The organism is Arthrobacter sp. 05T420 (assembly GCF_056396305.1).
Genome location: NZ_JBFTLG010000021.1, coordinates 12612 through 33609 on the forward strand (window position 1 = coordinate 12612; position 20998 = coordinate 33609).

The window sequence follows — 20998 nt, forward strand, 5'->3', positions numbered from 1 at the left end:
CGCAGCCCAAAGTGTGTACTTTGTACACACCCCAAATTTGGCCGCTTCAAAGCTCTCAGTCCAACGACCGCACCCCCTCACAAGGGATGCGGTCCTTCTTTGTCCTGACAGATTTTGCTCAGCTTGAGGCAGTCTCGGGATTTCAAACTCCGGAACCGACCGGACGCCGCTAAAAGAGCCAGAGGCTCGTCCAGCCTCCTGGCCGGCTTCCCGGATCTTCATGGCCGCTGCCACCTCCCTTCAGTCAGCTCATGATCCGGCCGGCACAGGCTCGCCTGACGGGTCAGGAAGCAGCCAACCGGGAAAGCCCACGGACCCGGCGTCTAGCTAGCGCCTGACCAGATGCGTGGCAATCAACCCGGCGCTGACTTCAAGCGAGACATCACCGGCAGCCACCCCCACGACGAGATCAAATGCCGCATCCGTGCTGAAGTCATGCCGGTAGCCATTGATCCAGAGCATCAGAACCATCAGCGTCCACGCCGTGCGTTTGTTACCGTCGATCAGCGCGTGGAACCGCGCCACCGACTCCAGCAGGGCTGCTGCCTTCATCGGCAGCTGCGGATAAGCCTCTGCTCCCAGGACCGTTGTTCCCGGCCGCGCCAAAGCCGCGGCCAAGAGCCCGATGTCACGGATACGGAACCCGTACCGGTCAACGACCTGCAGCGCATCCTCCATTTCGAGGTACGCGGTCACGCATCCTCAAGCCGTGTCAGAAGCTCCGCGTCATGGCTCATGACGAAATCCAAACCCTCGCCAATGTCACGGCTGCGTCGGTGACGCTGCAGCACAAGCTCCGCACCCTGGAGCAGTAACGCGGACTTGGATGTATGTTCCTCGGCAGCCAGCTTGTCCAAACGCCGGTCCAGGTCTTCGGGAACACGCAGATTCATAGCCATAATTCCATGGTACCAGACCAGTACCATCCTGCATTTGAACCCAAGCGACGCTGCAAGAATCCTGATCTGCGATCACCCTGCCGGAGAACACCTCCGTTAATGCCCCGGATGCACCCAACCCCGACCGGCACCCACGGACACCCCGGGGTGCCTTTCCGGGCGCAATTACATTCAGACTGCCCCCTTACCTCACTCGGAGCCACGTTTCCGGTTTTGAATGCACCGCAACTGCCACACGGAAGATGGGCAATACGTCCAGACCCACTCACGACTTATCAGACCGCCGCACCTTCACTCGGCCCTGCCTCCGCATGAACAAGTGGGGAATGCTTCGTCGTTCCACAGGTCGGCGTTCACTCACCGAAAGCCCCGGCGGACACGCCGCGACGGGGCGGTCTCAGATGCTTCCTCAAGGCGGGTCATCGTCTCAGTCAAAGTCGGCGCCAGGATATCCCTGACGCGTGGGAGCTCCAGCGGCTCAAAGCCGGGATACGCTGTTGCTACTCAGTGCGTGCTGGCTACGGAAGGTGAATTTTTGATGGGGAGAACGAGAAACAAGCCGCGAGAATCGGGGCTTCGTGCCCCGGGAAAGCCTCCGGAGAATTCTTCCCCGTTTGAGGTCGCAATGCATTACCTTACTTTTTTTGAAAATGAGTTCACACGGGCTCGCCGAGTTGTCAAAGGCCGCGCCCGCAACGTAGTTGTTTCAACTGCGATCCTCACAGCTTTGATTGCTGTTCTAGGTGCGCTCACGGCTGTGTTGAACTTGGCGTGGTTGGGCATTGTGAGTACTGCAGTGGCTGGCGCCGCAGGCGTGATAGAGCGTTGGGACGCGCTCTTCAGACATCGCGAGATGTGGGTACAACGTAGCGCTGTGACCTCTGAGCTCCAAAGACTCCGGCGTGAGGCTGAATTCTTGAGAGCAAGTGAAGGAGCAACCGACGAAGTCGGCAAGAAAGTACTCACCCGGTTAGAGGAGATACTTAGCCAAGACTTGGACAGTTGGACCGGCATCAGAGACCTTCCGCAACAACGGAGCGTTGAAACGAACGACCAGAAAAAGTAATCATAACGGGCCAAATAGAAGGCCGGCGAGCACGCATTCTTGGCCGTTCAAGAGACGATAGATTCGACGTTCAGGGCCAAGAGTCGTGTACGGCACTAGCTACAAGCCCCTCACTCGTGGATGCCTTGAACACGCTGGCGTGAGGCAATCCGGCCTCGGCCGCTAAGGTGGCTCCGAAGCCATCGCCGAATGCACCACTACGCAATCCATCGGCATCGCGGACCCGTATGCCAGTTGAGTGGTACCGCAGCCGCCCACTGACCTTAAGGGGCTTGTATCTCTTCAAGGTTTATGGGGACTTGATTCCGTGTCATAGATAAAGAAGGGGCCCGTGGCCCTGACCACAGGGGCGTCCTTGACCCCGTGCGCGTCCAATGAAGTGCTGATCGCGTCGGCCTCAAGTTTCAATAGCCTCTCGAGGCCTTTCTTCCCGCCACCAGATTCTTTGATCCGCCGTCGTGACTTGGATGTATCTGCGACGGACAGAAACTCATCGTGGCTCATTGCTGATCCGGCGGCAGAGATCAGATCCGCGGACGCCACTGGCTCGAGGAACTGCGCTCGTCGAGTTTGTGTGAGACCGCTTAATCGTAGGAGTCCTGCAACGCAGATAAGGGGTAAAGAACGGTGTAGTCCTGCACAGCCATCCTTGCGATGTCGGATCGCTGGGCCAGGCCGCCGGTCTGCCCTCTTGACAGCGCCCGTGCTGCGCAGGCCTTGTCATCGTCCGGCGCTGCAACATGTGGGTCCGGACTAGTCGGCTATTGCGAGATCCGGCGTCCAAAGGTAGCGGGTGATGCCTTGGTCTTCCTCGGTCGCGCGTTCGCCCAGTTCAATGGTGATGAGTTCGTCGCCTTCGTAGGCGGGGCTGAGCTCGAGGGCTAGGTAATCGAACAGTTCGCGTTCGTGGACGGCGATGATGACTTGCCTCCGGTTCTGTTTCGAGAGGAGTCGGACGAGGCCAGCGAACTGTGCGACGTGCACTTCGTCCATAGCTTGGACGGGGTCGTCGAATACAAGACACGGGACGATAGGTTCGACGGCGAGGTGGAGCGCGAGGAACAGAGACAGTGCTGCCGTGTTCAGGTTGCCCGCTGAGAGCATCATTTGGGGCGGTCCGCTGGCTTCGCCGTTGCGGTGGGTGGTCTCCAGCTTGATGTCGAACGATTTCTTGGTGGCGTTGGGGATGCCGAAACTGGGAATGAACTCCTCGTCCGGGGCTAGCCTGCTGAATACGTCCTTCCATACCTCGTTCAGGGATTCGGTGAAGACACGGTTGACGATGGTGGCGCGCGCATGTGTTGCGGCTTCGTGAACTTCCTTTGCGATCCCTTGGCGGCGCTTTGCTTCAGCGACACGGTCGTCCCATTTCTTTTTGTGTTCGGCGATGCCGGCGAGGCTTTGAACAGCTTCGGTTTCACGTTCGAGGGCGACTGTGAGGCGATCTGCTTCGTCGTTTGCTTTCCGGTATTGATTGGCTTCGTCGGTAAGCCGAGCGACTTGAGCTTCGGCTTGTTGGAGCAGTTCGGTCGATGCCGCCTGGAACGAGTCGACCGCCGGAGACACGTTGACCTGCAGGAGGGCCGCGTATCTGGCGAGCTCACTGCTGACGTAGCGCTGTTCTGAAAAAGCCGCTTCAATGCTGTCGAGTGATTGCTGAAGGTCCCTCACGCGTCGGGTGAGATCGGCCCCGTTGGACTTGGCATCTTCGATTCCGCCGACTTGGGTACTGAGTTCGACCAGGGTCGCGTGACGCTTTACGACGGCCTGCTGCTGGTCGGTGGGTAGGAGCTGGGCCGTGAGCTGAGCGTACTCGACTTCCGCCCGCGTCACACGTGCCGCTAGTCGATCGCGCTCGTTCCGAAGGTCGACGAGTTGCTGTCCGTGAGTGGTGAGTGCGGCCAGTTTTGTGTTGATGTGCGCTGGGAGGCTGCGGTGACCAGTCTCAGTAAAGTCACGGTCGCAGACCGGGCACATGTTGCTGTTGTCGATGACGGTGCGGAGTGCAGCCAGACTCTCGACGAGGGCACTTGAATACTCTTGTGCATCTGCGAGTCGGGCCTGTAGCTCGTCCAACTCAGTTCGGTGGGCTTGTAGCTGCGTTCTAACCGATTCCGCCCGGGCGCGAACGTCGGCGGCATTTTCCAGGTCGTGGAGGGCCAGACTCGTGGCGTGCTCGACAGCGATGCGGGGTTCGCTGAAAAGGTTGACTCCAGCAGCCTGCGCAGCCAGTTCCCATGCCCGAACCTTCGCTCCATCCGTGGCCTCCCACGCCTCTTTGTCGGCTGTCGCAGCCGCAAGTGAGGTCCGGGTCTCCTGAATTCGTTGCGTGGTCGGGCGTTCCACCAACGCTGAAATACGACCGCCCAAGCCGATGAGTTCCTGGTGGAGTTTCACGGCAGCCGCAGATTCCGCCCGGGCGGTTTCGTCGTTGAGCGCCGACCGGACGAAGCCAAGAAGGTCCCCGTCGGCCATGGCGTCGGTTGTTCCGGGGTGGAAGCCAGAGATAGCGTCCCGGGTCGCGGCCCGTGTATTGGAAACTGCCTTCCGTAGCTCGGCGAGCTGAGCGCTGTGTTCCTTGAGCTGGGTCGCTTTTGCCTTCGCTTCACGGTCGGCTTCGTCGACACCGACTGCGAGTCTCTTCAGGAGTCGGAGATCATTTGCGTCGCTGAGCCCACCCCGAAGTGCATCCAGTTTCTCAAGGCCGAGAACTTCGTTCACAAACTTCTCGAGCGCCGTCTGTTCGTTGCCCACGCGGGCTTGGTACAAGTCGAGGAGGCGACCGAGCGATGCCTGGTCCAGATAGCACCGTTCAGCGTAGAACTTCGCGGCGGCGTCGTTGAACGCGGGCGTACCTTCCAGACGCGCGCCGCCTACGGTCAACGGAACACCGGGCTGTCCCGCCCGCAGGTCCTCTGCGACATCGGCTCGAACAGTCGCGTATGACTGCCCGAAGAACGGAAGGTGCGCACGGTAGCGGTCAGATTGTCGTTCCATACTCCGAATACCGCCGGTCAAGGCAAGCTCTAGCGCGGACAAGACGCTCGTTTTGCCTGTGCCGTTCGGGCCGTGGATGAGGACGACAGGGGCATCGAAGGGCAGTTCACGGGTGCCCTCGATACGGCGGAAGTCCGAGACCATCAGGCGACGGATGGGGACGTCACTCATCGTCATCATCTACTTCATCGGTCCAGCCTGCCCCCTCGTTCGCGTATTCGCGAAGAGCTTCCCGCACTGCATCGGGTCCGTCGGCAGCAACCCGAATAAGCGCGATGTGGTCCCGTGTCGTCTTCAGCGGACCGAGCGCCGCCAACACTTCGTTGACCGGGTCGCTTCCGTGGACCAGGTCCGCGTTCGGCAATTTCAGCGGCAGAAGGACACCAATAGCCTTCTCGATCTCGGTGACATCGGGTGTGGTGGACGCGATGGGAAGGACGCGGGCGTAGCGCTCCAACTCGAAGCGGTCAGCGGCGGGGACTCCGCCCAAAAGTATGAGACTCACAGGTCGGCGCGACGCAGCCAGGTCAAGAGAACGAGCCAGACCCGCAACGAGACGTTGCAAACGCCTACGGGGAACCTGGTCGGTCGCAACCAGAACCAAGTCATGCGAAGTATGCGTCCCACGAGCTGCCGCCTCAAAGTCAAACTCTGTGCCAACAACCGTCAGCGGCCTCGGAAGACGCTCAAAACCGGCGTGCTCCAGGACAGCGAGGACTTCCAGAACACTTGTCATCAGAACCCTCCTGCCAGCTTGAACGCCTCATACAGGTCATCGGCTGAGGCCGTCTCAGCGATGCTCGATGCGACGTTGAACCGCCCTGCACCGGTCCTGCCGTCACGGCCGAAACGGGACCTCGGCGACCGGGTCAAGGCAGGAGGCTCCTCATCAGCAACGACGACCAGAACATTCCCATCGCCGTCGTCGAACGAACCGTGCAACTCAAGCTTCGTCAGCGTCGCGGCGTCCTTCACGAAAAACACCCGAGCATCCCGCTGATCAGCGACCAGACGAACTACACCGCCCCCTGGTGCCTCGCTCTCGCCCGGCACGGCCGACCAATGCCCCGAGGCGAGTCCCCGACCAATCAACGCCAGTGCAACGCCGAGCCGCCCGAACTGTTCCGAAGGGAAATCCGCGTTGTGAACCGCCAGGGTGACAGGACGGTCCGACAGCGGTTCATAGCGGCCTTCACCCGCCGCTGGCATGCGGCCCGTACGAAAAACAGTCAGAGCCAGGTTCAATACGTCGATGAGACGCGCGAGAAACTTGCGCTGGAACTCCGAAATCACTGAAGAATCAAGCGTTTCTTGGTCTTTAGGGCCAGCAAGGTTCCCTGCCAAATCACGGAGACTAAGTAGGTCAGCCTGCAACTCTTTCACAGAGGCCGAATTCCATGCAGTCCCAACTCCATAATCAACCAAGAAGCTCAACTTCTCGGTCAGCGACGCTAGGACCAAGGCCAGTAACGTTGGCTTGCCGTACGCACCCAGAAGTGCGGACTGCGCTATCGCGCCGGAATTCCCCCGGTAATCCGAACCGTACGTGAGCCGAAGGAGGTTCCGGTGATACGACTCAAGGTGTTCTTCGCTGAGAACAACCGCAGGCGGCGATGCTGGCCACGGCCGAGCGAGGTCTTGGATAGCGCCTGCGAAAACCGTATGGAGATTCGCGTCCTGCGCGGACAGGCCAACCATCAACGTCAACCGGTCCGTATACAGCGCCTCAAGGCGCTTGCGCATCAATCTGTTCTCTGGCTGCTCCGTCCACCCCGAAATCTGTGATTCACGTGCGATGAGCAAGTCCCGGTACTCGGTCTCCGCTTCTCGGGCGAGCACCGCACAGCCATGAAACTTAATGACGTCGATACGGGGCCCAACAATGCGGAAATCAGTCGGCTTCACGGCAACCCGAACCAGCGAACCGAACGCCGGCGTTAGTTTATCCATAGCCTTCTCAAGGAGCCCGTCCCAATTTGCGGTGACCGCCGATTCGACCAGCCCCTCAAGCATGAGGACCGCGATACAGTAGTGCTCCACATCGGGCTCAAGATCCGGCGACCCATACGTGTTCGGAACGTCGAGACCCGTCCAGACCAAATAGTCGTCGGGGTTGTCATCGCCGACGAGCACATCGAGAACTTTCGAGTAATTAGTTACCAACGGTGAAATGATTCGGCTCCGCAGCGGCCAGTCCTCGACCGCTATCGACAAGTCGATGCTCTCCAATTCTTCGTGGCTCAGGCCAGCGAGCTGCAACATCTCGTTGAGCGCGGTGCGGTACGCACAATCCGCGATGCCATCGACGATGTTCGAACGGATGTGCTCGACAACACGCTCGAGGAGTGCATAGACATTCGGCACCCTCTCGCGAGAGATGCCTGAACCAAGCCACAGGATGTATTGGCCTGCGTTGAAGGCGGTGGTGAACTCTGAAAAGGTCGAGCCGAACCGTTCCAGGACAGCAGACACTGTCCTCACAGGTTCAGCCTGCATCCTGCGCCCCCTTCAAGTGCAAATCAACCTCCGCAGCCGGCGGACGGTCCGCACGCCAAGGTTCCCAGGTCATCCTGCCATACATGGACCCGAGCACCACGTTTCTGGGAGTCGGACGACGACTCAACCTGGACGCGTCTCGAAATGCGGCGTCTTTTTTGGGCTGTCTGACGCTTACTTCGTTAGGCAATGCGCCCCCCAGCGGCTCTCGACGACTGAGAACAACCACTTTGGAAGTGTGCGGCTTCCAAAGCTTCCGTCCGGCCGGGGGTCGGTCTGAACCGCGTCGACGAATGCCCATCTCCTGTGACGGCCGTCGGCCCAAAGGAACCCGCTCGAGTACCCGCAAAACGCCGCGTGGGTCCGACCTGCCCGTCCGCGTCGGCATGGCGGGGGCAGCCATGGAGCATCCTCGGGGCCCGCAACAGGGTGACCGCCACGACGATCGCGTTAATGCGCTCAGTGTTTGTTCTCAAGTTGGACAATCGCGAGAGTTGCACCTGCCCGCGCAGACCATCGGCTACGCCCGGATCTCCACCAACGAACAGGGCCTGGCACCGCAGCGCAAGGCGCCTGCGGGTCTGGTCGTCCCCGGTGCACTGGTCAATGGTGACCACGGCGTGACCGGAAGGAACGGGAACGGCCGGGGATGAACGAAGCCCTAGCGGCTGTCCGGGCCGGCCGCAACCGGGTGGCTACGAAACTCCATCGGTTTGCCCGGCCCTGTCCGGTGCTCGAGAACATCAACGAGGTCATGACGACAGTTTCCAGGAGTTCCAACCACTAACAGGGATGACCACGAGGATTTGACCCCTAGTGGCCGCAAGTCATGCAGCTCCAAGCGCTCCCGGCCATGAAGGAGTACCCAGCAACCGCTGTCCAAGCCAAGTGAAGGAGCTGCCAGACCGCAACGCCACCACAAAATGAGCCCCCGCAGGGGCCCATAAAAGGAGATTTGTACACAGTCAGAGGCTCACAAGCCCCTGAACAGGGAAAACACGTGCCCGAGGTGGGACTCGAACCCACACACCTTTCGATACCGCATTTTGAGTGCGGCGCGTCTGCCAATTCCGCCACTCGGGCGCGGAGTACACCTGTAACAATCACTCAACCACAGTGCTGTGAGCAACGCGATTGCTTCCAGTGCGCGAAATTACTCTACATGCAGATAGGCTGAATTCCAGAATCGCGCCAGTGACGCCGCATCGAACCAAGCCGGTCCAAGTACATCGGCGGACGAAACCTATGATGGTGTAGTTCCCGCCGTACCTTTCCAAGGAGTTCCCGTGTCAGAACAGACGGAGTCATCCCCCACTTCCCAGCCGGCTCGCCGCGTTGTAGTCGCAGAGGATGAGACACTCATTCGCCTGGACATCATCGAGATCCTGCGCGGCGAAGGCTACGACGTCGTCGGCGAGGCGGACAACGGCGAAAAGGCCGTGCAGCTTGCCGAGGAGCTCAAGCCCGACCTGGTCCTGATGGACGTCAAGATGCCCGTCATGGACGGCATCTCGGCCGCTGAGAAGATCGTCAAGGCCCGGATCGCCCCAGTGGTCCTGCTGACGGCCTTCAGCCAGAAGGAACTCGTGGAGCGCGCCCGCGACGCCGGCGCCATGGCGTACGTGGTCAAGCCGTTCACCCCGGCGGACCTCATCCCGGCGTTGGAGATCGCGCTGTCCCGCCACGAGGAAATCAAGGCCCTCGAGAGCGAGGTCACTGACCTGCAGGAGCAGTTCGCCACCCGCAAGCTCGTGGAGCGCGCCAAGAGCCTCCTCACCACCAAGATGGGTCTGACGGAGCCGGAAGCCTTCCGCTGGATCCAGAAGACCTCGATGGACCGCCGCCTCAGCATGCGCGAGGTGGCCGAGACCATCATCAACCAGGTCAACTAGTAGCGGCCCGGCCCAAAGCACCGAAGCCACAAAGCAAAAGGGAGGATCCCCGCCAACCGGCGGGGATCCTCCCTTTTGCGTTCAAGCTTTCAAGCGTTCAGAACTAGGCCTGGGCCCGGTTCTTCTTCTTCTTTTCCGGCCACGGGCCGACCTTGTCCTTGGTCACGGCTGCTTCGCCCTGGCCGCCGATGTCGGCAAGGTCGCCCACCTTGTGAACCTTCAGCAGGTTCGTCGAGCCCGCCTTTCCGGGAGGCGAACCGGCGGCGATGACCACCAGGTCACCGTCCTCGACGACGTCCAGCTCGAGCAGGCTGCGGTCAACCTGGGCCGTCATTTCGTCGGTGTGGCCCACCATCGGGACCAGCACCGGCTGGATGCCCCACGTGAGTGCGAGCTGGTTCCAGACGTGCTCCACCGGGGTGAAGGCGAAGACCGGCTTGATGGGGCGCAAGCGCGAGAGGCGGCGTGCCGAGTCACCGGACTGGGTGAAGGTACAGATGTACTTCGCTTCCAGCTGGTCGGCGATCTCGACGGCGGCGCGGGTGATGGCGCCGCCGCGGGTCTTGGGCTTGGTGCCCAGCGGGGGGACGCGCTCGAGGCCGTGCTCTTCGGTGGACTCGATGATCCGGGCCATGACCTTGACGGTCTCGATCGGGTACTTGCCCACGCTTGTCTCGCCGGAGAGCATGACGGCGTCGGCGCCGTCGAGCACGGCGTTGGCGCAGTCGGAGGCCTCGGCGCGGGTCGGACGCGGGTTCTCGATCATGGACTCGAGGACCTGGGTGGCCACGATGACCGGCTTGGCCCAGCGGCGCGCCAGTTCAATGGCGCGCTTCTGCACGATCGGCACTTCCTCGAGGGGAAGTTCCACACCGAGGTCGCCACGGGCCACCATGATGGCATCGAAGGCGTCGATGATCTCGGGGAGCTGCTCCACGGCCTGCGGCTTCTCGATCTTGGCGATCACCGGAACGCGGCGGCCTTCTTCGTCCATGATCTCGTGCACGCGGACGATGTCCGAAGCGTCGCGGACGAAGGACAGGGCAACCATGTCCACGCCGCGGCGCATGGCCCAGCGAAGATCGTCCTCGTCCTTTTCGCTCAGCGCCGGCACGTTGACGGCCACGCCGGGCAGGTTGATGCCCTTGTTGTTCGAGACCCAGCCGCCGACGATCACCTGGGCGACCACCTTGACGGCGTCGACGTCGATCGCGCGGAGCGCGACCTTGCCGTCGTCGATCAGCAGGGCATCGCCCGGGTTGACGTCCTCGGTGAGGGACTTGAGCGTGGTGGAGCAGATGTCCTTGGTACCGGGAACGTCCTCGGTGGTGATCGTGAACGTGTCACCGACCTCAAGGAGGTGCGGTCCGTCGACGAAGCGGCCCAGCCGGATCTTCGGGCCCTGCAGGTCGGCCATGATGGCCACGGCCTTGCCGAGCTGTCCCGCTGCCTTGCGGACGTTCTCGTAGGTGGTGTCGTGCACGGAGTAATCGCCGTGGCTCATGTTCATACGGGCCACGTCGACGCCGGCTTCCAGCACCGCCAGCGTGTTCTCGAAGCTTGCGATTGCCGGTCCGAAAGTGGCCACGATTTTAGCGCGTCTCATATACCTACCCTAGTGGTCTGTTGCATGGATTAAGTTGAAGTGAAAATGAATCCCGGACGAGCTGTTGGACTCGACCTGCTGGACTCGAGCTGTTGAACTACAGAACAGCCATCGCACGGTCGGTCGGCGCCACGGGTGCCGGCAGTATGGTGCTGCCCATCAGGAACTTGTCCACCGCGGCCGCGCAGGCGCGCCCTTCGGCGATGGCCCAGACGATCAGCGACTGGCCGCGTCCGGCGTCGCCGGCTACGAAAATGCCCTCAGTGTTGGTCATGTAGTAACCGTCCCGGGCCACGTTGCCGCGGCCGTCGAAGTCGGCCTGGACCTGGGCGGTGATCCCTGCAGGCTCGGGGCCGGTGAAGCCCAGGGACAGCAGGACGAGGTCCGCGGGGACGATCCGCTCGGTACCGGCCTTCGGGAGGCGCTTGCCGTCGACGAATTCCGTCTCCGCCACCTTGACGCCCGTGACCTTGCCGTTTTCCCCGACGAACTCCACGGTGGAGGCGAGATAGGTGCGTTCGCCGCCTTCCTCGTGCGCGCTGGCGACCTCGAACAAGGTGGGGAACGTCGGCCAAGGCTGGTGGCCGGCACGCTCGACGGGCGGCTGCTTGCCGATCGCGAGGGTGGTCACTGATGCGGCCTGGTGCCGGTGCGCGGTGCCGAGGCAGTCGGCGCCGGTGTCGCCGCCGCCGAGGATGACGACGTGTTTGCCCGCGGCGTTGATCTGGTTCTCCACGGTCTCCCCCGCCACCACCCGGTTGGCCGGCACGAGGTAGTCCATCGCGAAGTGGATGCCCTCGAGCTGGCGGCCCGGGATCGGCAGGTCACGCGGGACGGTGGCGCCGGTGGCGATCACGACGGCGTCGTACCGGCGGCGCAACTGCTCCCACGTCACGTCCGTGCCGACGGCCACGCCGGTGCGGAACCTGGTGCCCTCGGCCTTCATCTGCTCGAGCCGGCGGTCCACCTGCTCTTTTTCCATCTTGAAGTCGGGGATCCCGTAGCGCAGGAGCCCCCCGATCTTGTCGTCGCGCTCGTAAACAGCCACAGTGTGGCCCACCCGGGTCAGCTGCTGGGCGACGGCGAGCCCGGCGGGCCCGGAACCGACGACGGCGACCGTCTTGCCGGTCAGTCGCGCCGGCGGCAGGGGGTTGACCCAGCCGTTCTCGAAGGCCTGGTCCACGATGGACACCTCAACCTGCTTGATGGTCACCGCGGGCTGGTTGATGCCCAGCACGCACGACGCCTCGCAGGGGGCCGGGCACAGCCGGCCCGTGAACTCGGGGAAGTTGTTGGTGGCGTGCAGCCGCTCCATCGCTTCCTCGCCCTTGTCCCGCCAGATGAGGTCGTTCCATTCCGGAATGAGGTTGCCCAGCGGGCAGCCCTGATGGCAGAACGGGATGCCGCAGTCCATGCAGCGGCCGGCCTGGCTCTTCAGGACACCCTTTTCCTGGGCCTCGTAGACCTCTTTCCAGTCCATGATGCGGACCGGAACGGGACGGCGGGGCTGGGTTTCGCGCTGACGTACTTTCAGAAATCCGCGTGGATCAGCCACCGGTCACCTCCAGGATTCGAGACCAAACTTCTTCGCCGTCGGGGTCCAGGCCCTCTTCGATGGCGTCAAGACGGGTTTGCAGGACGGCCGCGTAGTCGCGCGGCAGCACCTTGGTTATGCGGGCTGCGGTGTCATCGAAGTTCTCGAGCAGCCGGGCCCCAAGCAGCGACTCGGTTTCCTCGACGTGCTTGACCAGCAGCCCGTGGACGATGTCGCGGTCCTCGGCGTCGAGCTCGACCAGCTTCAGCTCACCGGACTCGAGGGCCTGCTTGTTGACGCGTTCGGTCTGCAGGTCCAGCACGTAGGCCGTGCCGCCGGACATGCCGGCACCGAAGTTGCGGCCGGTGCGGCCGATGATCAGCGTCTGGCCGCCGGTCATGTACTCGCAGCCGTGGTCACCGATGCCTTCGGCCACCGCGGTGGCCCCTGAGTTGCGGACCAGGAAGCGTTCGCCCACCTGGCCGCGCAGGAACATTTCACCGCTCGTGGCGCCGTAGCCGATCACGTTGCCCGCGATCACGTTCCGCTCGGCCGGGAACACGTTGGTGCGGTCCGGCCGGACGATGATGCGGCCGCCGGACAGTCCCTTGCCGACGTAGTCATTCGAGTCGCCGAACATGCGCAGCGTGATGCCAGCCGGCAGGAACGCCCCGAGTGACTGGCCGGCGGTGCCACTGAGCGTGATGTCAATGGTGTCCGTGGCCAGGACGTCGGTGCTGAAGGTCTTCGTGACCACGTGGCCGAGCATGGTGCCGACGGAGCGGTCCGTGTTGATGACGTTCACGGAGATCTTCACCGGTGTGCGGTCACTGAGCGCTTCGGCTGCCATGGCGATCAGGCGCTGGTCGAAGTGCTTGTCGAGTTCGTGGTTCTGGCCGGTGAGGTTGCGCAGCGGCGCATCCTTGTCGAACTCGAGGCCATGCAGGATCGGATCCAGGTCCAGCCCCTCGGCCTTCCAGTGGTTGATCGCGTCGCGGGAGTCGAGCATCTCGGCATGGCCGATCGCCTCCTCGATGCTGCGGAAGCCCAGTTCCGCGAGGATTTCGCGTACTTCCTCGGCAAGGAATTCGAAGAAGTTCACCACGAACTCGGGCTTGCCGTTGAACCGGGAGCGCAGCTCGGGGTTCTGGGTTGCGACTCCCACTGGGCAGGTGTCCAGGTGGCAGACGCGCATCATGATGCAGCCGGAGACCACCAGCGGAGCCGTGGCGAAACCAAACTCCTCGCCGCCGAGCAGCGCGGCAATGACGACGTCGCGGCCGGTCTTGAGCTGGCCGTCGACCTGCACCACCACACGGTCGCGCAGGCCGTTGAGCATCAGGGTCTGCTGGGTCTCGGCGAGGCCGAGTTCCCAGGGGACACCGGCGTGCTTGAGCGAGTTCAGCGGCGAGGCGCCGGTACCGCCGTCGTGGCCCGAAACCAGCACGACGTCGGCCTTGGCCTTGGTGACGCCTGCCGCCACGGTGCCGATCCCGACCTCGGAGACGAGCTTGACGTGCACCCGGGCCGAGGGGTTGGCGCGCTTGGCGTCGTAGATCAGCTGCGCGAGGTCCTCGATCGAGTAGATGTCGTGGTGCGGGGGCGGCGAAATGAGGCCGACGCCGGGGGTGGAGTGCCGCGTGCGGGCCACCCAGGGGTAGACCTTCTGCGCCATCAGCTGGCCGCCTTCGCCGGGCTTGGCACCCTGCGCCATCTTGATCTGGATGTCGTCCGCGTTGGACAGGTACAGGCTGGTGACGCCGAAGCGGCCGGAGGCGATCTGCTTGACCGCGGAACGGCGGGTGGGATCGAGCAGGCGGTCCACGTCCTCGCCGCCTTCACCGGTGTTGGACTTGCCGCCCAGCCGGTTCATGGCGATCGCGAGGGTCTCGTGGGCCTCTTTGGAGATGGAGCCGTAGCTCATGGCGCCGGTGGAGAACCGCTTGACGATGCTGGAAACCGGTTCCACTTCCTCAAGCGGCACCGCGGGACGCGAACCGGACTTGAACTTCAGCAGCCCGCGCAGGGTCATGAGGTTCTCGGACTGATCGTCCACGCCGCGGGTGTAGGCCTTGAAGATGTCGTAGCGGCGTTCACGGGTGGCGTGCTGGAGCCGGAAGACGGTCTCGGGGTTGAACAGGTGGGGTTCGCCGTCGCGGCGCCACTGGTATTCGCCGCCGCCGAGCAGGGGCTGGTGCGGCAGTTCGATGCCGTTCTCCGGGTAGGCCATGCGGTGGCGGGCCAGGACTTCGGCGGCAATGACTTCGAGGCCGACGCCGCCGAGCTGGGAATGTGTGCCGGAGAAGTACTCGTCCACCAGGTCCTGGCCGAGGCCGAGGGCCTCGAAGGTCTGGGCGCCCGTGTAGGAGGCCACGGTGGAGATGCCCATCTTGGACATGATCTTCAGGACGCCCTTGCCGAGGCCCTTGATCAGGTTGTAGACGCCGTCCTGCGCTGTGACGCCCACGACGTCGCCGGTGGCGATGAGCTGTTCCACGGATTCCATGGCCAGGTATGGGTTCACGGCGGAGGCGCCGTAGCCGATGAGTACGGCGACGTGGTGCGTCTCGCGGACGTCGCCGGCCTCCACCACGAGGGCGGTCTTGGTCCGGTTGGCGCTGCGCAGGAGGTGGTGGTGCACGGCGCTGACGAGCAGCAGGGACGGGATCGGGGCCCACTGGGCGTTCGAGTCGCGGTCCGAGAGCACCACGTACTGGACGCCGCGGTTGATGGCGCCGGAGACCTGCTCGCAGATTTCGGTGAGCCGGGCGCGGAGGGCGTTCTCGCCGCCTTCCGGGCGGTACAGTCCGCGGACCTTCATGGCGACCTTGCCGCCGTCGGCGCTCTCGATGTTCGCGATCTTGGCGAGCTGGTCGTTGTTGATCACGGGGAACGGCAGCGAGACCTGCGGCTGGCGGACCTGGGTGGTGTCCAGCAGGTTGCCGTTCGGGCCGATCGCGCACATCAGGGACGTGACAAGCTCTTCACGGATGGCATCCAGCGGCGGGTTGGTGACCTGCGCGAAGGACTGCACGAAGTAATCGAAGAGCAGCCGCGGCCGCTTGGAGAGCACGGCCACCGGGGTGTCGGAACCCATGGCACCAAGAGGTTCGGCGCCGGTGCGGGCCATCGGGCCCAGCAGGATCTTCAGTTCCTCGGTGGTGTAGCCGAAGGTCCGCTGGCGGATGTTGACTGAGGCGGCGGTGTGGACCACGTGCTCGCGTTCGGGCAGGTGGTTGAGGTCGATCAGGTTGTCCTTGACCCATTCGGCCCACGGGTTCGCGGCGGCGACCTCTGCCTTGACCTCGGCGTCGTCGATGATCCGACCTGCCTCGGTGTCGACCAGGAACATCTTGCCCGGCGAGACGCGGCCCTTCTTGACCACCTTGGAGGGTTCGACGTCGATCACGCCGACCTCGGAGGCGAAGATGATGAGGCCGTCCTCGGTGATCCAGTACCGGCCAGGGCGCAGACCGTTGCGGTCCAGGGTGGCGCCGACCAGATTGCCGTCGGTGAAGGAGACGGCCGCCGGTCCGTCCCACGGCTCCATGAGCATCGAGTGGTACTCGTAGAAGGCACGGCGGGCCGGATCCATGGTGGCGTGGTTTTCCCACGCCTCCGGGATCATCATCATGATCGAGTGCGTGATGGGCCGGCCGGAGAGCCAGAGCAGTTCCGCGACCTCGTCGAACGAGGCGGAGTCCGAGGCACCCGGGGTGCAGATCGGGAACAGCTCTTCGGGTGAGTCCCCCAGCAGCGGGCTGGCCAGCTGCGACTGGCGTGCCCGCATCCAGTTCCGGTTGCCCTTGACAGTGTTGATCTCGCCGTTGTGCGCGATGGTGCGGAACGGCTGGGCAAGGGGCCAGGACGGGAACGTGTTGGTGGAGAAGCGCGAGTGGACGATCGCGAGCTTGGTCTTAAAGCGCTTGTCCGACAGGTCCGGGTAGAACGGCTCCAGCTGCGCAGTGGTGAGCATGCCCTTGTAGACGATGGTCCGCGAGGACAGCGACGGGAAGTACACGCCGAACTTGTTCTGGGCGCGCTTGCGGATCCGCCAGGCGCGGGAATCGAGCTCGTTGCGCTCGAGGGTTTCGCCGGTGCTGGAGGCGAAGAAGGGCTGCGAGAAGTGCGGCATGCAGGCCCGGGCCATGGCCCCGACCAGGTCGGCCACGATCGGGACGTCGCGCCAGCCCAGGACTGTCAGGCCCTCATCTGCGGCGAGGCCTTCGATGCCGGCGCGTGCGGCGTCGGATTCGCGCTGCTCGGCGGGCAGGAAGGCGGTTCCCACGATGTACTGGCCGGGGGCCGGAAGTTCGAAGTCGGTAACCGCGCGGAAGAATTCGTCCGGCACCTGCATGAGGAGGCCGGCGCCGTCACCGGTACCTTCATCGGCGCCCACGGCACCTCGGTGCTCGAGGTTGCGCAGGGCGGTCAGGGCGGCGTCGACGATGTCATAGCCGGGCTCGCCGCGGAGCGTGGCGATGATGGCCAGGCCGCAGGCGTCCTTCTCGTTCTCCGGGTTGTAGAGACCGGCAGCTGCCGGAATCGCCGCGAACCGGCTGAAGGGTGACTCGGCAGCCGAAGTCGGGTCCGGATCGGACCAGCTGGGGCTGTGAAGAGTTTGGGTCATTGGAGACGTCCTTCCTCCTGATCGTGCGTATGGGAGGGACAACATTGGCCCCACTCAGCAGGCCGGTGTGATGGGCGCAACAGAGTGTTTTTCTAACTGGAATTGTAGGCCAGCCCGGCCTCCTGTACTAACAGTTACGCAGGTGCTGGCCCAGGCTTGCACGGACAGCGTCGATCTGCTGTCCGCAGCAAGCCTTCTTGCCACGACGCTGTGGGGGTTCGGGTCCTGCGAGCGGTGGCTCCGCAACCCGAGATACCGCTGCTGAGCTACTTGGTGCCCTCAGCCTCCGGCGCGCTTCCAGTTCCCTGGCGTCCGGATACTCCGGCTGCCGGAGCTCCTGTGGCGGGCGCGGTGCCGCCGGTGGAGTCCTTGTCCGCATCCTCGGATGCGCGAACTGGTCCGCTTTGGTTATTCCGGAGATTAGCACGGGATTCACTATCTGAGACAGCAGAGTCCGCATGGCGGATGGTTGTTGCTTCCGCGGGAACGGTGCTGCGTTCTCCCTCGGCGTCATTCGCCCGCACTTCGTTCGTCCCGACGACGGCGGCCGGTCCGGCGGTGGTGCCTCCCGCACCTGCGGCGCCTGTCGCGTCGGTGGTGCGCCCGGCGTCGGTGGTGCGCCCGGCGTCGGTGGTGCGGTGGACGTCGGCGGGGCGGTCGACGTCGGCCGCTTCAGCGTCCGTCTCTGCCTCAACCGGCTTAGTCTCCGCCGGTGCGCGGCCCGGCAGGAACACAGTGTCCGGCTCGGAGCGCTTGCGGAGGCCGAGAAGGATGAAGGCGAGCAGGGCACCGGCAAAGACGATGATGCTGGTCCAGACATTGAGCCTGGTGGTGATCCCGAAGAGGCTGATCTGCTCGGCGTCGTCGATCCGCATGGCCTCGATCCAGACACGGCCCAGGGTGTAGTACATGGCGTAGACGCAGAAGAGGCGGCCGCGGCGGAAGCTGAATCGCCGGTCCAGGGCCAGCAGGATCAGCACGCCGGCCAGGTTCCACAACGACTCGTAGAGGAACGTCGGGTGGAAGAGCGTCTCTGGCGGCATGCCCGCCGGGAAGTTCGGGCTGTTGGGATCGATCTGCAGCCCCCACGGAAGCGTGGTGGGGCCGCCGAAGAGCTCCTGGTTGAAGTAGTTGCCCCACCGGCCGATCGCCTGGGCCAGCAGCAGCCCGGGGGCCGCCGCGTCCATGAAGGCGGTCAGCTTCACCCCGGCGCGCCGGCACCCGATCCAGGCGCCCACGGCGCCCAGCAGGACGGCGCCCCAGATGCCCAGGCCGCCACGCTGGATCTGCGGAATCAGGGACAGGTCGCCCGTGCCATCGAACCCGGGACCAAAGTAGGCATCCGGCGAGGAGAACACGTGGTAGAGCCGTCCGCCGATGATGCCGAACGGGATGGCCCAGATGGCAATGTCCCAGACGCTGCCCTCAGGTGCGCCGCGACGCGCCCAGCGGACGGACGTGAGCCACAGGCCGGCAATGATGCCGGCGAGGATGCACAGGGCGTAGGCGTGGATACGCAGTGCTCCCCACGGCAGCGGGATGTCGAATCCGGACCAGCTCGGGCTCGGAATGCTCGCGGGAATCATCGCCGCCGCGTGGAGGACTGACTGCATTGCTTACGCTTCTTCCTTGGTAAGGCCGGTGCTGAGGTCTTTCGTCAGGGAGGCTACCGCATCCACGCCGCCGTCCCGGATTGCCGCGACCAGGGCGGTGCCCACAATCACACCGTCCGCATACTCGGCGATCTCCCGGACGTGGCCGGCGTTGGAGACGCCCAGGCCCACGCAGACGCGTTCGGCGCCGGCGGCGTGCGCGGCGGCCACAACATTCCTGGCCGCCGAGCTGACCGAGGTCCGGGCGCCGGTGACGCCCATGATGGAGACGGCGTACACGAAGCCGCGGCTCGCGTCGACAGTGCGCTTCATGCGTTCGGGGGAAGACGAGGGGGCCACCAGGAACACCCGGTCCAGTCCGTACTTCTCCGAGGCTGCCATCCATTCGGCGGCCTCGTCCGGGATGAGGTCGGGCGTAATCAGCCCGGCTCCCCCGGCCTCGGCCAGGCGGCGGGAGAACTCATCCACGCCCATCCGGACCACGGGGTTCCAGTAGGTCATGACCAGCACGGCGGCGTCGGTCTTGCTCGTGATGCCGCGGACCACGTCGAAGACCTCCCGGACGCGGAAACCGTTCGCCAGGGCCTCCGTCGTGGCCGCCTGGATGACCTGGCCGTCCATGACCGGATCGGAGTACGGGATGCCGATCTCGATGAGGTCGGCGCCGTTCTCGGCCAGTGCGATGCCGGCCGCAATGGTGTCTGCAACGCTCGGGTAGCCGGCGGGCAGGTAGCCAATCAAGGCCGCCCGACCCTGGGCGCGGGCGCGGTCAATGGCCGCTGCCGACTTGCTGGCGTGCTCGGCGGCGTTCTGCGTGCCGTCCTGGCTGGTGCTCACAGCTGTTCCCCCTCTTTGGCGATTTCGGCTTCGGGTGAGTCCTTGTCCAACAGGTCGAACCATTCCGCGGCGGTCGCCACGTCCTTGTCGCCGCGGCCGGAGAGGTTCACGATCACGATCTTCTCGGACGCCGTGCTGGCATCCTCGGAGGCGAGCCGCTGCCCCACCTTGATGGCGCCGGCGAGGGCGTGGGCAGATTCGATGGCGGGGATGATGCCCTCGGTGCGGCACAGGAGCCGGAAGGCCTCCATGGCTTCGCTGTCCGTGATGGGCTCGTAACTGACCCGACCGATGTCGGCGAGGTAGGAGTGCTCGGGGCCGACCCCGGGGTAGTCCAAGCCCGCCGAGATGGAGTGGGACTCGATGGTCTGGCCGTCGTCGTCCTGCATGAGGTAGGAGCGCGCACCGTGCAGCACACCGGGCTTGCCGAGGGTGATGGTGGCCGCGTGGCGTCCGGTTTCGACGCCCTCGCCGCCGGCCTCGAAGCCGTAGATCTTGACCGAGGGGTCATCGAGGAAGCCGTGGAAGATGCCGATCGCGTTGGAGCCGCCACCGATGCAGGCACAAACGGCGTCCGGAAGCCGGCCCGTCTGATCCAGGATCTGGCCCCGGGCTTCCTCGCCGATCACCTCGTGGAAGTAGCGGACCATTGCCGGGAACGGGTGCGCGCCGGCGGCGGTGCCCAGGAGGTAGTGCGTGTTGCCCACGTTCGCGACCCAGTCGCGCAGGGCCTCGTTGATGGCGTCCTTAAGCGTCTGGGATCCGTTGGTCACCGGGATGACCGTGGCGCCGAGGAGCTCCATCCGGGCCACGTTGAGGGACTGCCTGCGGCAGTCCTCGGCGCCCATGTAGACCACGCATTCCAGGCCCAGCAGGGCTGCCGCCGTGGCGCTGGCAACGCCGTGCTGACCGGCACCGGTCTCGGCGATGACGCGGGTTTTGCCCATCCGCTTGGCGAGCAGGGCCTGGCCGATAACGTTGTTGATCTTGTGCGAGCCGGTGTGGTTGAGGTCCTCGCGCTTGAGGAAGATCCGCACCCCGCCGGCGTGCTCGGCGAAGCGCTTGGCCTCGGTCAGCAGCGACGGGCGGCCGGAGTAGTTCTTGTTCAGGTCGGAGATCTGCGCCGTGAAGTCGGGGTCGGCCTTGGCTTTCTCGAAGGTGTCCTCGAGCTCGTCCAGGGCCGCGATGAGCGACTCGGGCATCCAGCGCCCGCCGTAGCCTCCGAAGTAGGGCCCCGGGGCGTGCCGCAGAGACGGTTCGCCCTGTGCCGTAGGCTCCTGGGGGCGGCCGCCCTGCAGGAACGCGTCCACGGCACTTTCGTCAGAGCCGGCTGCTGGCGCATCGACCATCAGTCTCACCATCCTGTTCCACTGCTAGCTTTGCGGATCTGCAGACGAGATCCGCTCATTGTCCGGGCAAATTGCGGGC

14 protein-coding genes and 1 tRNA gene are annotated in these 20998 nt (G+C 64.2%); 3 read left to right on the forward strand and 12 right to left on the reverse strand.

What is annotated here, in order from left to right:
- Positions 1–327 precede the first annotated feature (327 nt).
- Together AC1DEM_RS18635 and AC1DEM_RS18640 are read right to left on the reverse strand one after the other, a co-directional pair.
- Entirely contained in the window at positions 328–696 is a 369-nt protein-coding gene (locus AC1DEM_RS18635) for a type II toxin-antitoxin system death-on-curing family toxin (protein ID WP_476885780.1), read from the reverse strand.
- Positions 693–899, reverse strand: a complete 207-nt coding sequence (locus AC1DEM_RS18640) for a ribbon-helix-helix protein, CopG family (protein ID WP_476885781.1) — start codon at positions 897–899, stop codon at positions 693–695. The genes AC1DEM_RS18635 and AC1DEM_RS18640 overlap by 4 nt, the downstream gene beginning before the upstream one ends.
- Positions 900–1524: 625 nt before the next feature.
- Here AC1DEM_RS18640 and AC1DEM_RS18645 point away from each other — a divergent pair.
- Positions 1525–1965 carry an SLATT domain-containing protein gene (locus tag AC1DEM_RS18645; protein WP_476885782.1) on the forward strand — a complete coding sequence of 147 codons (441 nt, stop codon included), beginning with the start codon at positions 1525–1527 and terminating at the stop codon, positions 1963–1965.
- A 753-nt stretch (positions 1966–2718) separates the two neighbouring features.
- On the opposite strand, the gene AC1DEM_RS18650 is transcribed toward AC1DEM_RS18645, so the two are convergent.
- The 3 genes from AC1DEM_RS18650 to AC1DEM_RS18660 form a co-directional block, all read right to left on the reverse strand.
- On the reverse strand, positions 2719–5133 hold the full coding sequence (locus AC1DEM_RS18650; protein ID WP_476885783.1) for an AAA family ATPase: 2415 nt from the start codon (positions 5131–5133) through the stop codon (positions 2719–2721).
- Positions 5126–5467, reverse strand: coding sequence for a hypothetical protein (locus AC1DEM_RS18655; RefSeq protein ID WP_476885784.1), 342 nt, complete (start codon positions 5465–5467; stop codon positions 5126–5128). Before AC1DEM_RS18655 ends, AC1DEM_RS18650 begins: the two co-directional genes overlap by 8 nt.
- Before the next feature lie 230 nt (positions 5468–5697).
- Positions 5698–7458 (reverse strand): SIR2 family protein, encoded by a 1761-nt coding sequence (locus AC1DEM_RS18660; RefSeq protein ID WP_476885785.1) that lies wholly within the window; start codon positions 7456–7458, stop codon positions 5698–5700.
- A 494-nt stretch (positions 7459–7952) separates the two neighbouring features.
- Between AC1DEM_RS18660 and AC1DEM_RS18665 the strand changes: the two genes are divergently transcribed.
- Positions 7953–8111 carry a hypothetical protein gene (locus tag AC1DEM_RS18665; RefSeq protein ID WP_476885786.1) on the forward strand — a complete coding sequence of 53 codons (159 nt, stop codon included), beginning with the start codon at positions 7953–7955 and terminating at the stop codon, positions 8109–8111.
- A 348-nt stretch (positions 8112–8459) separates the two neighbouring features.
- Here the strand turns inward: AC1DEM_RS18665 and AC1DEM_RS18670 are convergent.
- Positions 8460–8541 (reverse strand) — tRNA-Leu (locus AC1DEM_RS18670).
- A gap of 203 nt (positions 8542–8744) precedes the next feature.
- Here AC1DEM_RS18670 and AC1DEM_RS18675 point away from each other — a divergent pair.
- A complete protein-coding gene (locus AC1DEM_RS18675) occupies positions 8745–9350 on the forward strand; it encodes an ANTAR domain-containing response regulator (RefSeq protein WP_090581781.1) in 606 nt (201 codons plus the stop codon).
- A 103-nt stretch (positions 9351–9453) separates the two neighbouring features.
- Here the strand turns inward: AC1DEM_RS18675 and pyk are convergent, their stop codons facing one another.
- The 6 genes from pyk to trpB all read right to left on the reverse strand — a co-directional run bounded on the left by pyk (position 9454) and on the right by trpB (position 20919).
- Positions 9454–10956: a pyruvate kinase gene (gene pyk / locus AC1DEM_RS18680; protein WP_476885787.1), complete on the reverse strand. Its 1503-nt coding sequence runs from the start codon at positions 10954–10956 to the stop codon at positions 9454–9456.
- 97 nt (positions 10957–11053) lie between these two features.
- Entirely contained in the window at positions 11054–12511 is a 1458-nt protein-coding gene (locus AC1DEM_RS18685) for a glutamate synthase subunit beta (RefSeq protein ID WP_476885788.1), read from the reverse strand.
- Positions 12504–17120, reverse strand: coding sequence for a glutamate synthase large subunit (gene gltB, locus AC1DEM_RS18690; RefSeq protein ID WP_476885789.1), 4617 nt, complete (start codon positions 17118–17120; stop codon positions 12504–12506). The genes AC1DEM_RS18685 and gltB overlap by 8 nt, the downstream gene beginning before the upstream one ends.
- 266 nt (positions 17121–17386) lie before the next feature.
- Entirely contained in the window at positions 17387–18733 is a 1347-nt protein-coding gene (gene lgt / locus AC1DEM_RS18695) for a prolipoprotein diacylglyceryl transferase (protein ID WP_476885790.1), read from the reverse strand.
- Between the two features lie 3 nt (positions 18734–18736).
- Positions 18737–19570 (reverse strand): tryptophan synthase subunit alpha, encoded by an 834-nt coding sequence (gene trpA / locus AC1DEM_RS18700; RefSeq protein WP_476885791.1) that lies wholly within the window; start codon positions 19568–19570, stop codon positions 18737–18739.
- Positions 19567–20919, reverse strand: coding sequence for a tryptophan synthase subunit beta (trpB, locus tag AC1DEM_RS18705; protein ID WP_476885792.1), 1353 nt, complete (start codon positions 20917–20919; stop codon positions 19567–19569). Before trpB ends, trpA begins: the two co-directional genes overlap by 4 nt.
- Positions 20920–20998: the final 79 nt, after the last annotated feature.

Excerpts from the sequence above, each read along its gene's own strand:
- AC1DEM_RS18640 (WP_476885781.1), bottom strand. The coding sequence starts at position 899 with ATGGCTATGAATCTGCGTGTTCCCGAAGACCTGGACCGGCGTTTGGAC.
- AC1DEM_RS18645 (WP_476885782.1), top strand. The coding sequence starts at position 1,525 with ATGCATTACCTTACTTTTTTTGAAAATGAGTTCACACGGGCTCGCCGA.
- AC1DEM_RS18650 (WP_476885783.1), bottom strand. The coding sequence starts at position 5,133 with ATGAGTGACGTCCCCATCCGTCGCCTGATGGTCTCGGACTTCCGCCGT.
- AC1DEM_RS18660 (WP_476885785.1), bottom strand. The coding sequence starts at position 7,458 with ATGCAGGCTGAACCTGTGAGGACAGTGTCTGCTGTCCTGGAACGGTTC.
- pyk (WP_476885787.1), bottom strand. The coding sequence starts at position 10,956 with ATGAGACGCGCTAAAATCGTGGCCACTTTCGGACCGGCAATCGCAAGC.
- gltB (WP_476885789.1), bottom strand. The coding sequence starts at position 17,120 with ATGACCCAAACTCTTCACAGCCCCAGCTGGTCCGATCCGGACCCGACT.
- lgt (WP_476885790.1), bottom strand. The coding sequence starts at position 18,733 with ATGCAGTCAGTCCTCCACGCGGCGGCGATGATTCCCGCGAGCATTCCG.
- trpB (WP_476885792.1), bottom strand. The coding sequence starts at position 20,919 with ATGGTCGATGCGCCAGCAGCCGGCTCTGACGAAAGTGCCGTGGACGCG.